Origin of the sequence: Salinisphaera orenii subsp. halophila YIM 95161 (assembly GCF_003732545.1) — a bacterium.
Taxonomy (GTDB): Bacteria; Pseudomonadota; Gammaproteobacteria; order Nevskiales; family Salinisphaeraceae; genus Salinisphaera; species Salinisphaera orenii_A.
This window is the reverse complement of record NZ_AYKF01000065.1, coordinates 44982-58634: the sequence shown is the minus strand read 5'-3', so window position 1 is coordinate 58634 and position 13653 is coordinate 44982. Positions and strand designations below refer to the sequence as shown.

13 protein-coding genes are annotated in these 13653 nt (G+C 66.6%); all 13 read right to left on the bottom strand.

The window, feature by feature from the left end; all coding sequences use genetic code 11:
* A partial coding sequence (gene mdoH, locus SAHL_RS04760; RefSeq protein ID WP_123590256.1) for a glucans biosynthesis glucosyltransferase MdoH occupies nt 1–2454 on the bottom strand: 2454 nt, incomplete at its 3' end.
* Nucleotides 2451–4055, bottom strand: coding sequence for an OpgD/OpgG family glucan biosynthesis protein (locus SAHL_RS04755; RefSeq protein ID WP_184947375.1), 1605 nt, complete (start codon nt 4053–4055; stop codon nt 2451–2453). The genes mdoH and SAHL_RS04755, both read right to left, overlap by 4 nt.
* A 110-nt stretch (nt 4056–4165) precedes the next feature.
* Complete coding sequence (locus SAHL_RS04750) at nt 4166–5398, bottom strand: hypothetical protein (protein ID WP_148045486.1); 1233 nt, start codon at nt 5396–5398, stop codon at nt 4166–4168.
* Nucleotides 5399–5527: 129 nt separating this feature from the next.
* A complete protein-coding gene (locus SAHL_RS04745; RefSeq protein ID WP_123590253.1) occupies nt 5528–5941 on the bottom strand; it encodes a F0F1 ATP synthase subunit epsilon in 414 nt (137 codons plus the stop codon).
* A gap of 63 nt (nt 5942–6004) precedes the next feature.
* Nucleotides 6005–7396, bottom strand: coding sequence for a F0F1 ATP synthase subunit beta (atpD, locus tag SAHL_RS04740; protein ID WP_123590252.1), 1392 nt, complete (start codon nt 7394–7396; stop codon nt 6005–6007).
* Between the two features lie 72 nt (nt 7397–7468).
* Nucleotides 7469–8329, bottom strand: coding sequence for a F0F1 ATP synthase subunit gamma (gene atpG, locus SAHL_RS04735; protein ID WP_123590251.1), 861 nt, complete (start codon nt 8327–8329; stop codon nt 7469–7471).
* Between the two features lie 43 nt (nt 8330–8372).
* Entirely contained in the window at nt 8373–9914 is a 1542-nt protein-coding gene (gene atpA, locus SAHL_RS04730; protein WP_123590250.1) for a F0F1 ATP synthase subunit alpha, read from the bottom strand.
* Nucleotides 9915–9985: 71 nt separating this feature from the next.
* A complete protein-coding gene (locus tag SAHL_RS04725; RefSeq protein WP_123590249.1) occupies nt 9986–10522 on the bottom strand; it encodes a F0F1 ATP synthase subunit delta in 537 nt (178 codons plus the stop codon).
* A 3-nt stretch (nt 10523–10525) separates the two neighbouring features.
* The gene (locus SAHL_RS04720) at nt 10526–10999 is read right to left on the bottom strand and encodes a F0F1 ATP synthase subunit B (protein WP_123590248.1); all 474 of its coding nucleotides are present in this window, start codon (nt 10997–10999) and stop codon (nt 10526–10528) included.
* A 56-nt stretch (nt 11000–11055) separates the two neighbouring features.
* Nucleotides 11056–11337, bottom strand: a complete 282-nt coding sequence (atpE, locus tag SAHL_RS04715; RefSeq protein ID WP_123590247.1) for a F0F1 ATP synthase subunit C — start codon at nt 11335–11337, stop codon at nt 11056–11058.
* 46 nt (nt 11338–11383) lie between these two features.
* Complete coding sequence (atpB, locus tag SAHL_RS04710; protein ID WP_123590246.1) at nt 11384–12226, bottom strand: F0F1 ATP synthase subunit A; 843 nt, start codon at nt 12224–12226, stop codon at nt 11384–11386.
* Between the two features lie 55 nt (nt 12227–12281).
* Nucleotides 12282–12632 (bottom strand): ATP synthase subunit I, encoded by a 351-nt coding sequence (locus SAHL_RS04705; RefSeq protein ID WP_184947372.1) that lies wholly within the window; start codon nt 12630–12632, stop codon nt 12282–12284.
* Nucleotides 12633–12793: 161 nt separating this feature from the next.
* Complete coding sequence (locus tag SAHL_RS04700) at nt 12794–13651, bottom strand: ParB/RepB/Spo0J family partition protein (RefSeq protein ID WP_123590244.1); 858 nt, start codon at nt 13649–13651, stop codon at nt 12794–12796.
* Between the last annotated feature and the right edge of the window lie 2 nt (nt 13652–13653).

Here is a 13653-nt window from a genome sequence, read left to right as displayed (position 1 = left end):
GGGGGGGGCGGGGCCCCCCAGCCGATCGGCCCAGGCCGCGGGCACCTCGGCCCACACCCGGCGGTGCAGCCGATCCATGCGCGCCGGGTCGGCGAGCAGGATCCGCGTTTCATCCGTCGAGAGTGCGCCGGGCCCGTTTTCCAGAACCTGAACGAGCAGATCGTCGCGATAGCTGTCGAGCTCGGGGGTCAGCCGCCGCGCACGTCCCTGCAGGCCGACATGCAGCGCATTGAGGGTGGGGTCGACGACGACCGCGGCGAAATCGGGCTCCGCCGGGGCGCCGACGAGCAGCGCCACCAGACGCGACAACTCCGGCGGCGGATTGCGCTCCTCGGGAATCAGCTGCAGATCGTGATCGCGCAGCCAGACGCCGAGATCCGTGCGCGAGGTCAGTACGGTGATCGCCGGCGCGATCAGCAGCGGCACGAGAATCGGTGCCAGCCACGGCGCGAAACCCGGCGTGTACCAGAGCAGCAGCCCGCCCCATACGGCGGCGAGCACCATCCCCGGCAGATGGAACCGCAGCGCCCGCAGCCAGGCCACCTGGGCATCCGCTCGCTGCTGGCTGTTCCACTTGACCTGCCAGCCGAGCATCGTCGTGAACACGAACCGGGTGTGCGCCAGCATGCGGATCGGCGCCAGCAGCGAGGTGAGCACGATCTCGATCAGGGTGGAGCCGATCAGGCTGCCGACGCCGCCGAAATCCGCCTGACGCCCGCGCGCGATGATCATGGCCATGCCCAGGATCTTGGGCAGGAACAGGACGATCAGCGTCGCCACGAACAGGCTGATCGCCCAGATCGGCTGCCAGACCGGCCACTGCGGGAACAGCGCCCCGGCCACCGGGAAATAGTCCGGCGTGCGCAAGGCCTCGAGCACGGCCTCGCCGCTGGACAGCAGCAGGAAGATGAACCAGATCGCCGCCGACGTGTAGGCCATCACCCCGTTGGCGAACAGGGCGCGGTGGGCGGGCGCGAGATTGTCCGAGAACAGCAGCCGGATATGCTGGATGTTGCCCTGGCACCAGCGTCGATCGCGCCCGAGCTCCTCGAGCAGCGTGGGCGGGACCTCTTCATAGCTGCCCGGCAGATCGTAGGCGATATAGACCCCCCAGCCGGCGCGCCGCATGAGCGCGGCCTCGACGAAATCGTGCGACAGGATTTCGCCGGACAGCGCCCCGCGGCCGGGCAGGCGCGGCAGCGCGCAATGGGCCATGAACGGCGCGATCCGGATGATCGCGTTGTGGCCCCAGTAGTGGGCATTGTCCAGGTGCCAGTAATGCAGGCCGGCCGCGAACATGCGGCCGTAGACCCGGGTCGCGAACTGCTGCACGCGAGCCAGCAGACTGGAGCGATTGACCGCGGTCGGCGGCGTCTGGATCAGGCCGGCGCTGGGGTTGGCCTGCATCCGGTCGACCAGCTGCGTGAGCGTGGAGCCGGTCATGATGCTATCGGCATCGAGCACGATCATGTAGCGATAATGGCCGCCCCAGCGCCGACAGAAATCGGCCAGATTGCCGCTCTTGCGCTTCACCCGTGCACGCCGGCGGCGATAGAACAGCCGACCGAAGGCGTCGAGCGTCTGGCAGGCGTCGGCCCAGGCCCGCTCCTCGGCGGCGACGGTGTCCGGCTTGATCGAGTCGCTGAGCACGAAGAAATCGAACCCGTCGAGGCGACCGGTGGCCTCCAGCGACTCGTAGATCGCCCGCAGCCCGGCGAAGGTGCGTGACACGTCCTCTTCGTAGATCGGCATCACGATCGCCGTGCGGGCGGCGTCGTCCGGCACGGCCTCCGGCTCGGCTCGCACGAGATAGCGATCCCCGCGCCAGAGTACGAAAAACCCCGACAGCGCGGTCCAGAAACCGACGAGGATCCAGGCGAACAGGAGAAAGGCGGCACCCAGGATGACGCCCTCGAGCAGCGTGGCGCCGCGGTGGGGCAGCACCGTGCCCATGTAGGCGGCCGCGCCGGCGGCCGGCAGCGCGACCATCAGCGCCAGCAGGATCTGGCGCCGGCGCACCACCGACTTCAGGCGGCTGGGCACCGCCCGCGGCAGGCGCCGCTGCGCCCGGCGCAGCCCCGGCCAGACCCGGGACAGAAAACGCCAGGGGCGGCGATCCACATCCGCCGGGGACATGGGCCACCGGTTGAGTCCCGGCATCGATGCGCCGCGGAACAGCCCGGCGCGCGAACGGCCCGCCATCCGCGAGCGCAGACCCGGGTAGGCGCCGTCCAGGCGCGCGGCCACATCGCGCTCGTGGTCGTCGGCCGTCGCCTCGTCGCAGGTGGCCGCGAGATGGCGGTGCAGGCAGTCGAGGGCCTCGGCCCGATCGGCCGGCGCCTCCGCAGCGACACATGCCCGCAGCTCGCGTCTGCGCGCATCGCCGAGTCTCAGCCGCGAGAGATAATCATCGACGACCGCGAGGGGCCCAGCGCTGGCGGGGGCATCGGTCACGGCTTGAGCGCGTAGCTCCAGGTCTCCGTCAGCGCGCCGCCTTCCTTGCCGGCGAGGTAGGCGCGCAGCTCGAGGGGCGAATCCAGCGAATCGGTCGGCACCAGAAACGTCAGCCGCCAGCCGCCGGTATGGGGATTGCGCACCGCCTGGATATTGTTGATGGTGGCGTCGCGCAACGCGTTCACCCGGGGCTGCACGGCCGCGGAATCCTCCAGCCCGCCGAGCTCGCCGCCGACGAACTCGATCGCCACGCGGATGGTGTTGCGTGGCTGGCCGGGCACCGTCGCAGCCCGGCCGATACGCGAGGCCTGCGCGTGGCCGAGCGAATTCGGGACCGCGCCCTCGGTGCTCCACTTGATGTCATAGGCGTAGTGCAGCCGCTGGCCGGCCTTCACCGACTCCTTCGGGATCCAGTACAGCGCGATGTTGTCGTTGACCTCGCTGTCCGAGGGGATCTGGACGAGTTCGAGGCGCCCGGCGCCCCAGTCGCCGTCGGGCGTGATCCAGGCATTCGGGCGCCGCTCGTATTCGTAGTCCAGATCCTGGTAGTGGTCGAAATCGCGATCCCGCTGCAACAGCCCGAAACCGCGGACGTTCTCGGCCGAGAACTGATTCATCCACAGCGTCTGCGGATTGACCAGCGGCCGCCAGAGCCATTCGCCGTTGGCCGCCGATATCAGCAGGCCGTCGGAATCGTGCGCCTCCGGCCGATAGTCGTCGAGCCGGGACAGGCTGTTCTCGCCCCACATGAACATGCTGGTCAGCGGCGCGATGCCGAGCTTGTCGATCGCCTTGCGCGTGAACAGCGTCATCTCGACGTGCGTCACGGTCGCGTCGCCCGGCTCGAGTTCGAAACGATAGGCGCCGGCCACGCTCGGCGAGTCCAGCAACGCGAACACGGTCATCGTGTCGTCGTCCGCGGCCGGCTCCACCAGCCAGAAGTCGGTGAAGGCGGGGAACTCCTCGCCGTCGTCGGACCCGGTATCGATGGCCAGCCCGCGCGCCGACAGACCGTAATGCTGGTCGGCGCCGAGGCCACGGAAATACGAGGCGCCGAGAAAGGACAGCACCTCGTCCATCTTCTCGGGATGGTTGAGCTCGTGCAGCAGCTTGAAGCCGGCATAGCCCAGGTCATCCGGCACGCGCTCGCGCATCTTGTCGTCCGGATAGCTGAACCGGTTCTTGTCAAAGGCGAAGCGGCCCTCGCCGTTGGCATTGATCAGCCGGATCGAGACCGGGTGGGTGTAATAGGAGCCGGGGTGATAGAACATCGCCTCGAACGGACGATCGCTGTCATGCCACAGCGCCTGATCCCGCTTGAACTGTATGCGGTCGAGACCGGCCCAGTCGAGCTCCTCGAGAAAATCGGGGATACCCGATGGGGCGGCGTAGGCCTTGTCGGCCCGGGCCTTGGCCTTTGCCACCACCGCCTCGTAGCCGAACGCCTCTCCCGTGGATCCTGCGTCGGACGCCGAGCCATCGTCGCTCTGCTCCTGCTCGGCGGCAGCGGACGAATCCTGCGCCAACGACAGCGGCGCGATTGCCGCCAGACCGAAAACGACACACCCCCACAGCAGGCCACGTGACCAACGCCTTTTCATTCGACACTCCAATGATGTGTGGCCCCGCATCCCCGCGGCGCGATCGACTCGGCTCCGCCGGATTCAGCGTTCAATCTAACAAATTCGTCGATTCGAAGGGCGCGCGCCACTCAATAGCGCGGCACCCACGGCAGGCGCAGGGCGCGAGCCATCGAGTGAAGTCGCGGCACGAGGGCGGCCGTGCTCTGGCGATAATTGAGCATCAGCTGCACATCGCCGTCGTCCTCCGGCGCCGCGCCCCAGCCGTCGCTGAGATAATCCACACTCAGATCGACACGATCGATCCGATCGGCGAGCCCCAGCGTGAAGCCGGCACGGCCACCGTATTCACGATCGTCGAAACGACTGCCCCCGACGGCGAGACTTGGCGAGACTTCCGCCGACAGACCGCCCAGGCTGAGTCCGCGCGTGGCCGAGACCCGCCACATCGAGCCGCTGACCGGCAAGCCGCCGGGCGCGGCCATCACCGGGTCGTACCAGCCGACGCTCGTATCCAGACGCCAGTCGCTGACGCGTGCGGTTGGCACCAGCAACTGCAGTGCCATCGGCGCATGGTCCGCGTGCGTGCCCAGACCGGGGTTGCCGACTTGCGCGCTGAACCGCCAAGGGCGGCCGATGTCCGTGAGCCGCGCGTTCCGCGACAGCCGCCATTCCTGCACCAGCCCGGCCTGCGATCGCAGCGCCGTCGCCTGATGCAGGCGCAGCGTCTGCGACAATTTCCAATCGCCACCAACGGCCTGGCTGCCGCCGACTTCGAAGCCCGCATCGCCGGCACGTACCGAACTCCCGAGGGCGTTGAAGGTCGGATCCGCCTGGAAGAAGCCGAGACGATAACTCTGGGTATCGAAGGTCTCGACCAGACCCAGGCGCGCCGCGCGACCGCCCAAGGCCGGCGCATCGGCCATCCGGCTGTTGCTCACCTGCGCGACTTCCGTCTCGAGCGTGGGCAGAAACCAGCGCTCGCCGAGATCCAGCCGGTTGGCCGCCCGCGTCAGGGTCTGGCTGCGCCCGAGCTCGCCGCTGCGACCTTCGGTCCGGAGCGCCGACATGCGCAACGCGGGCGTCCCGGCGACATCCGATCGCCACTGGAGCCCGCTCGTCAGGTACTGCTGACTGGCGTTGCTCAACGCATCCAGACCGGCGAACGCCCGCGCATGACCGAGATTCCGCCCGCCGACGGAGAGATCGACGCCCCGCGACTGTCCGTGGACCGTGCGATTGAACGACGAGGAGACGAACGGCGAGATCGTCTGTGGCGGCGCGGCGTCGGCGCCCGTCGCGCAGACCATGGCCAGCCCTGCCAGCAGGGCCGGACCGATAGGGTGTGAAGCGACGCGAAGCATGACGCGGATGATGGATCGGCACAGAGGATCGCTGCAGCGCACCAATCTAGTCGCGATTCGCTGAAACCGCAAGTTAGCGCCGATAGTTGACGCGTATTGTGAAAAGCGCGCGCGGGCGCGCGCGATGCGTCAGTGACCCGACCGCAGCTTCTGGACGATGCTCAGCCGTGCCGCGGCCTCGGCGAGCTCGGCCTGGGCGCGTGCCATGTCGACGCGGTCGTGCGCCTCGGCCATCGCCTCTTCGGCGCGCTTCTTGGCCTTCTCGGCCTCGGCCTCGTCGATGTCCGCGGCGCGCTCCACGGTGTCGGCAAGCACGGTGACCAGATGGGGCTGCACTTCGAGCACCCCGCCCGAGACGAAGAACGTGACTTCGTCCTGGCCTTCCTGCTGCACGCGCACCTGACCGGGACGCATCCGCGTCAACAGCGGCGCGTGTCGCGGCGCGATGCCGACCTCGCCGAGTTCGGCGGCGACGAACACCATGGAGGCGGATCCCGAATAGATCTCGCCTTCCGCGCTCACAACGTCGACATGTATTTTCATAACCCTGCCCTGTGGCGCGCGCGGCCCGTACGGCCGCGCGCCGATGCGCGATCCAAGACGACCCTAGGCCGCCTGCTTGTCCATGTCCTCGCCCTTCTTCACGGCTTCGTCGATGGTGCCGACCATGTAGAAGGCCTGCTCGGGCAGATGATCGTAGTCGCCGTCGACAATGCCACGGAAACCGCGGATGGTCTCGGACAGCGGCACGTACTTGCCGGGCGCGCCGGTGAACACTTCGGCCACGAAGAACGGCTGCGACAGGAAGCGCTCGATCTTGCGGGCGCGGGAGACCGACAGCTTGTCCTCTTCGGAGAGCTCGTCCATGCCCAGAATGGCGATGATGTCCTTGAGCTCGCGATAGCGCTGCAGCGTCTGCTGGGTATCGCGTGCGGTCTGGTAGTGCTCCTGGCCGATCACGTTCGGGTCGAGCTGGCGCGAGGTCGAATCCAGCGGATCCACCGCCGGATAGATGCCGCGCTCCGCGATCGAGCGCGCCAGCACGACGGTGGCGTCCAGATGCGCGAAGGTCGTGGCCGGCGACGGGTCGGTCAGGTCGTCCGCGGGCACGTAGACCGCCTGCACGGAGGTGATCGAGCCGGTCTTGGTCGAGGTGATGCGCTCCTGCAGCAGGCCCATCTCCTCGGCCAGTGTCGGCTGATAGCCCACGGCGGAGGGCATGCGGCCCAGCAGCGCCGAGACCTCGGTGCCGGCCAGCGTGTAACGATAGATGTTGTCGATGAACAGCAGGACGTCGCGGCCTTCGTCGCGGAAGAACTCGGCCATGGTCAGGCCGGTGAGCGCGACGCGCAGACGGTTGCCCGGCGGCTCGTTCATCTGGCCGTAGACCAGGGCGACCTTGTCGATGACCTGCGACTCCTGCATCTCGTAGTAGAAGTCGTTGCCCTCACGGGTCCGCTCGCCGACGCCCGCGAACACCGAATAGCCGGAATGCTCGGCCGCGATGTTGCGGATGAGCTCCATCATGTTGACGGTCTTGCCCACGCCGGCGCCGCCGAACAGGCCGACCTTGCCGCCCTTGGCGAAGGGGCAGAGCAGGTCGATGACCTTGATGCCCGTTTCCAACAACTCCTGGCTGCCGGCCTGCTCCTCGAACGTCGGCGGCTCGCGATGGATCGGCGCGGTCTCGTCGGCGCCGATGTCGCCCGCCTTGTCGATCGGATGACCGAGGACGTTCATGATGCGGCCGAGCGTCTTCTGACCGACGGGCACCGAGATCGCCGCGCCGGTGTTCTCGACGGTGCCACCGCGGGTCAGCCCCTCGGTCACGCCCATGGCAATGCAGCGCACGACGCCGTCGCCGATCTGCTGCTCGACCTCGAGCACCAGGTCCTTTTCCTTGAGGATCAGCGCGTCATGGATGTTGGGCAACGATTCGCGATCGAATTCCACGTCCACGACCGGACCGATGATCTGTACGACTTTACCGCTACTCATTTCCGATTCCTCACATGGGCAGCGCTCGGGCTGCCGGTATGTCTCTTGAATGCGTTGATTGCCGCGCCCGGGCTACGACACGGCGGCGGCGCCCGCCACGATCTCCGAAAGCTCCTGGGTGATCGCGGCCTGACGCTGCTTGTTGTACTCCAGCTGGAGGTCGTCGATGATGTCGCCCGCGTTGTCGGAGGCCGACTTCATCGCGACCATGCGCGCCGCCATCTCGCAGGCGACATTCTCGACCACACCCTGGTAGACCTGGGCCTCCACGTAGCGCACGAGGATGTCCTCGAGCAGCTCGGCCGGTTCCGGCTCGTAGATGTAGTCCCAGTGATCCGGCAGGTCGTCATCGTCCGCCGGCTGCACCGGCAGCAACTGCTGGCTCTCCGGCTTCTGGGTCATCGTGTTGACGAAGCGGTTGCCCATCAGGAACAGCCGGTCGGCGTTGCCTTCCCGGTAGTCGTCCAGCATCACCTTGATGGTGCCGATCAAGTCGTCGATGTGCGGGCGATCGCCCAGATCCAGGACCTCGGCCTTGATGTCGGTCAGCCGCCGGAAGAACGACGCCGCCTTGCGACCGATGACCACGAGCTCGACCGGCACGTTGCGCTCTTCCCAGTGGCGCATCTCCGCCAGCACCTGCCGGAACAGGTTGATATTGAGACCGCCACAGAGTCCCCGGTCGGTCGAGATGACGATCATGCCGACGCGATTGACCTCGCGCTCGACCATGAACGGATGCTCGAAGTCCGGGTTGGCCTCGGACAGATGCCCGATGGTGCGGCGGATCTTCTCCGCATAGGGCCGCGCCGCCTCGACGCGCTCCTGGGCCTTGCGCATCTTCGATGCGGCGACCATCTCCATCGCCTTGGTGATCTTCTGCGTATTCTCTACGCTTTTGATCTTGCCCTTGACTTCCTTTGCGCCGGCCATTCGGAAACTCCGTTAAACGATGCCAAAAAGACGCCCGGTGTCGTTACCAGGTGTGCGTCTCCTTGAACTGTTTCAGCGCCTTGTGCAGGGCTTGCTCGACCTCGTCGCCGTAGTCGCCGGTCTCGTTGATCTGGTCCATCAATTCCTTCTGCTCCGTCTCCATGTACTGATGGAGGGAGGCTTCGAAATCGGTGACCTTGTCGGCGTCGACGTCGTCGAGATAGCCCTTCTCGGCGGCGAACAGGGAGGCGGCCATCAGCGCGACCGATAGCGGCTGATACTGCTTCTGGATCATCAGCTGCGTAACGCGCTCGCCGTGCTCCAGCTGCTTGCGGGTGGCGGCATCCAGATCCGAGGCGAACTGGGCGAAGGCGGCCAGCTCACGGTACTGCGCCAGCGCAAGACGAATGCCGCCACCCAGTTTCTTGATGATCTTGGTCTGGGCCGAGCCGCCCACGCGCGAAACCGACAGACCCGCGTTCACCGCCGGCCGAATGCCGGAGTTGAACATGTCGGCCTCGAGATAGATCTGACCGTCGGTGATGGAAATCACGTTGGTCGGCACGAACGCGGAGACGTCGCCCGCCTGCGTCTCGATGATCGGCAGCGCCGTCAGCGAGCCAGTCTTGCCCTTGACCTCGCCGTTGGTGAGCTCTTCCACATAATCGGCGTTGATGCGTGACGCGCGCTCGAGCAGACGCGAATGCAGGTAGAACACGTCGCCGGGGAAGGCTTCGCGACCCGGCGGCCGGCGCAGCAGCAGCGAGATCTGACGATAGGCCACCGCCTGCTTGGACAGATCGTCGAAGACGATCAGCGCATCCTCGCCCTTGTCTCGGAAGAACTCGCCCATGGAACAGCCGGCGTACGGGGCGATGTACTGCAGCGCCGGCGAGATCGCCGCGCCTGCAGCTACGACGATGGTGTGATCCATCGCGCCCTGTTCCTCGAGCTTGCGCACCACCGCCGCGATCGAGCTGTTCTTCTGCCCGATGGCGACGTAGATGCACTTGATGCCGCTGTTCTTCTGATTGATGATCGTGTCGATCGCGATCGCGGTCTTGCCGATCTGACGGTCACCGATGATCAGCTCGCGCTGGCCGCGGCCGATCGGAATCATGGCGTCGATCGACTTCTGACCGGTCTGCACCGGCTGGTCGACCGACTGACGCTCGATCACACCCGGCGCAACCTTTTCGATCGGCGCGGTCTGGGTCGTGCCCAGCTCGCCCTTGCCGTCGATCGGAATGCCGAGCGGATCGACCACGCGACCCAGGAGCTCGTCGCCGACGGGCACCTCGAGAATACGGCCGGTCGTCTTGACCTCGCAGCCCTCCGAGATGTGGGTGTACTCGCCCATGAGCACCGCGCCGACCGAATCGCGCTCGAGGTTGAGCGCGATACCGTAGGTGCCGCCCGGGAATTCGAGCATCTCACCCTGCATGGCGTCGGCCAGCCCGTGAATGCGGGCGATGCCGTCCGCCAGGCTGACCAGCGTGCCGACGTTGCGCGACTCGGTGACGGAATCGAAGTTTTCGATCCGCTTCTTGATCAGGTCTGAGATTTCCGACGGATTGAGTTGCATTGACCTTGTCCTCTGTGTCCTTGTCGCCGCGGCGCCTGCCGCCGGCGGATGATCGCCTGTAAGAGCCGGGCTTAGTGCGCCAGTGACTGCCGCATGCGCTCGAGCTGGGCGCGCAGCGACCCGTCGATGATCAGATCGCCCGCCCGGATGACCGCGCCGCCGATCACGCTCTCATCGCGCTCGAAGCTCAGGCGCACGGTGCGCGCCAGCCGCTGCTCGAGCGACTGCGCGAGCGCGGCCTGCTGGTCCTCCGAGAACTCGACGGCGGACGTCACGCTCACGTCGACCCGGTTCTCGGCTTCGGCCTTGAGCGACTCGAACTGGTCGGCGATGTCGGGCACCAGACGGAGCCGGGAATTCTCGACCAGCAGACGCACGAGATTGCGTGCCCCGTCGTTGAGGTCGTCGTCCGCGATGCCGATGATGGCATCGGCCAGCACGCGATCGTCGATCTCGGGATTGTCGAGCACCGCAGCCACGTCCGGATTGCGGACCACGGCCGAGAGCGCGGCCAGCGCGTTGGACCACGCATCCAGCGTGCCTCCGGCCTGTGCGATCTCGAAGACGGCCTCCGCATAGGGCCGTGCCAGCGTCTGGATCTCGGCCATGGCTTAGCGGATCTCCGTGACGAGATCGTCGATGATGTCGTTGTGCGCCTTGGCGTCGATCTCGCGCTTGAGAATGCGCTCCGCGCCGACGACGGCCAGCTCGCCGACCTCGCGCCGCAGGTCCTCCTTGGCCGAGGCGACCGCCTGGTCGACCTCCTCTCGGGCTGCGGCGACGATTCGATCGCCTTCCGCACGCGCTTCGTCGCGCGCCCGATCGAGGGTCTCGTTGGCCTGACGCTGAGCGTTGGACAGGATCTCCTGCGACTGCTCGCGTGCCTTGCCGACCATTTCCTCGGCCTTGGCGGTCGCCTCGTTGAGCTCGCGAACGCCGCGCTCCGCGGACGCCAGACCTTCGCTGATCCGCTTCTGACGGTCCCGCATGGCCTGCATGATCGGCGGCCATACGAACTTCATGGTGAACCAGACGAAGATCGCGAAGACGATCATCTGGGCCAGCAGTGTGGCATTGATGCTCATGGGTTACCCCGGGCTTGCTTAACTCGACTCAAGGCGATGGCGAAAAAGTCCGCGACTTAAGCGCCGCCCGCCGACTGCACAGCCGCCACGAAGGGGTTGGCGAACGTCAGGAACAGGGCGATACCGACACCGATCATGGACACGGCGTCCAGCAGGCCGGCGATCAGGAACATGCGCCCGGTCAGCATCGGGGCCATTTCGGGCTGGCGCGCAAGGCCTTCGAGGAACTTGCCGCCCAGCAGACCGAAGCCCAGCGCGGTACCGATGGCGCCGAAGCCAATCAGGATCGCGACGGCGATGGCGGTCATGCCCTGAACGTCAGCAATGGCTTGTTGCATTTTCTACTCTCCGTTTACGAGTCAGTGGGGTCAGTGGGTTGGTCGACTAGTGATCCTGCTGCGCCATGCTCAGATACACGATCGTGAGCATGCCGAAGATATAGGCCTGCAGCGTGATGACCAGGATATGGAAGATGGCCCAGCCGACACCGAGCAGGACCTGCAGGATGAACATCGGGATCGCGAGCAGGCTCGCGCCCGCGCCCAGCGTGAATGTGGCGATCAGGATGAAGATCAGTTCGCCGGCATAGAGGTTGCCGAACAGTCGCAGCGACAGCGACACCGGCTTGGCGATCGTCTCCACCAGGAACAGCATGAAGTTGAACGGCGCCAGCCAGGGGCCGAAGGGATGCGTCAGCGTCTCCTTGAGAAAGCCCACGCCGCCCTTGACCTTGATGCCGTAGAACATCATCAGCAGGAACACCGAGATCGACAGCCCGAAGGTGATGTTCAGATCGGTGGTGGGCACGACCTTGAGATACTCGATGCCGCTGGCATGGGCCGCCGCCGGCAGCGCGTCCACCGGGATCAGGTCCATGAAGTTCATCAGGAAGACCCAGACGAAGATGGTCAGCGCCAGCGGCGCGATCAGCTTCGAGTCCCCGTGATAGATGTCGCGCACCTGGGTATCGGTGAAATCGACCACCATCTCCACGAAGTTCTGCAGCCCGCTCGGCTCGCTGGCCGTGACCTTCTTGGCCGCCAGCCGAAAGAAGTACAGGAAGAACACACCCAGCACGATCGAGAAGAACAGACTATCGACGTTCAGCACCCAGAAGCCACTGGCGTGCCCGTCGATCTGCATGCTGCTCAGATCGAACTTGAGGTTCGTCAGATGGTGCTGGATGTACTGGGTGGCGGTGCTGCCGCCCTCTTCGGCACTGGCCATGCGATTGTTCCTCGATCCAAGCCTCTGTCGAACCCGCGGCGCGTTCGCCGACGACCTATCGCGTCATCATCAGGGCCAGCCAGTAGCACGCCAGACAGGCCACGTAGGTGACGAGCAGCGGCAGAAACTGCTGACCAAACAAAAGGGCTGCCGCGAAAAACAGCCCTATGGTCAATCCGAGTTTTCCGAACTCGCCCATGTAGAAGGCGCGAGCCATCTTGCGTGCATCGATCGCCCGACGGCGCGGAAGCATCCAGAGCGCCATCCAGAAACCGGGCACTGCGGCAACGATCGCGCCGAAAAAGGCAGCCGCTGCAGCGTCGGCCCCGCGCAACCCGCCGAAGCCGGCGGCACACACGAGCCCCATGGTCAGCTGCGCCCCGAGCACCGCGAACGCGAGACTCATGTGACGCAGACGTGGCCGGTTCATCTTAGAGAATCCCCCACCGCGGCGACCGTCCCGACACATTCTCTCCTCGTGTCGGTCACGGCGCTCGACGGACTATAGACAAAGAAAAAACGAAGGTCAATTGCAGCAAAAAGCTGCCTGATACAGGCAAATGCCGATTATTTGAGCCGTTCCAGCAGCGCTTCCAGCTCGCCGGCACTGGCATAGTCGATCACCACACGGGCCCGCCCGCCCCGCTGCGAGCGCACGGTGACGCGGGCGCCGAGCGTGTCCCCGAGCTCGCGCTCGAAGCGCACCAGCCGGTTGCTCTGGCGCGGCGCCGTCTCGCCGTCATCGGCCTCGGCCATGGCCGAGGCCACGAGTGCCTCGGTCTGGCGTACGGTCAGCTGGCGGGCGGCCACCCGGGCCGCGAGATCGGCCTGCAGCGCGGCCGGCGCGCCGAGCAGCGCCCGCGCGTGCCCCATCTGGATGTCGCCGCTGCGCAGCAGCGCCTGGGCCTCGGGCACCAGCTCGGCCAGGCGCAGCAGATTCGACACCGCCGCGCGCGAACGGCCCACCGCCTCGGCGCAGGCGGCATGGGTCAGGCCGCATTCCTCGATCAGCCGGCGCAACGCCTCGGCCTCTTCCAGCGGATTGAGATCCTCGCGCTGGATGTTCTCGATGAGCGCGACGGCCATCGCGGTCTCGTCGGGCAGCGCCCGCACGACCGCCGGCACCGTCTCCAGCCCGGCCAGCCGCGCGGCCCGCCAGCGGCGCTCACCGGCCACGATCTCGTAGCCGTCGCCGGTGTCGCGTACGACCAGAGGCTGGACCACGCCCTGCGAGCGGATCGACTGCGCGAGCGACTCCAGCGCCTCGGCGTCCATGTCGCGGCGCGGCTGATAGCGGCCCGGCCTAAGCGCGTCGAGGCCGACCTCGGTGAGCTCGGCGGCGACGCCGGCCTCGGCGGCCTCCTCGAGGTCCTTGGACAGCAGCGACTCCAGCCCCCGGCCGAGCCCGCGTTTCTTCTGTGCCATAA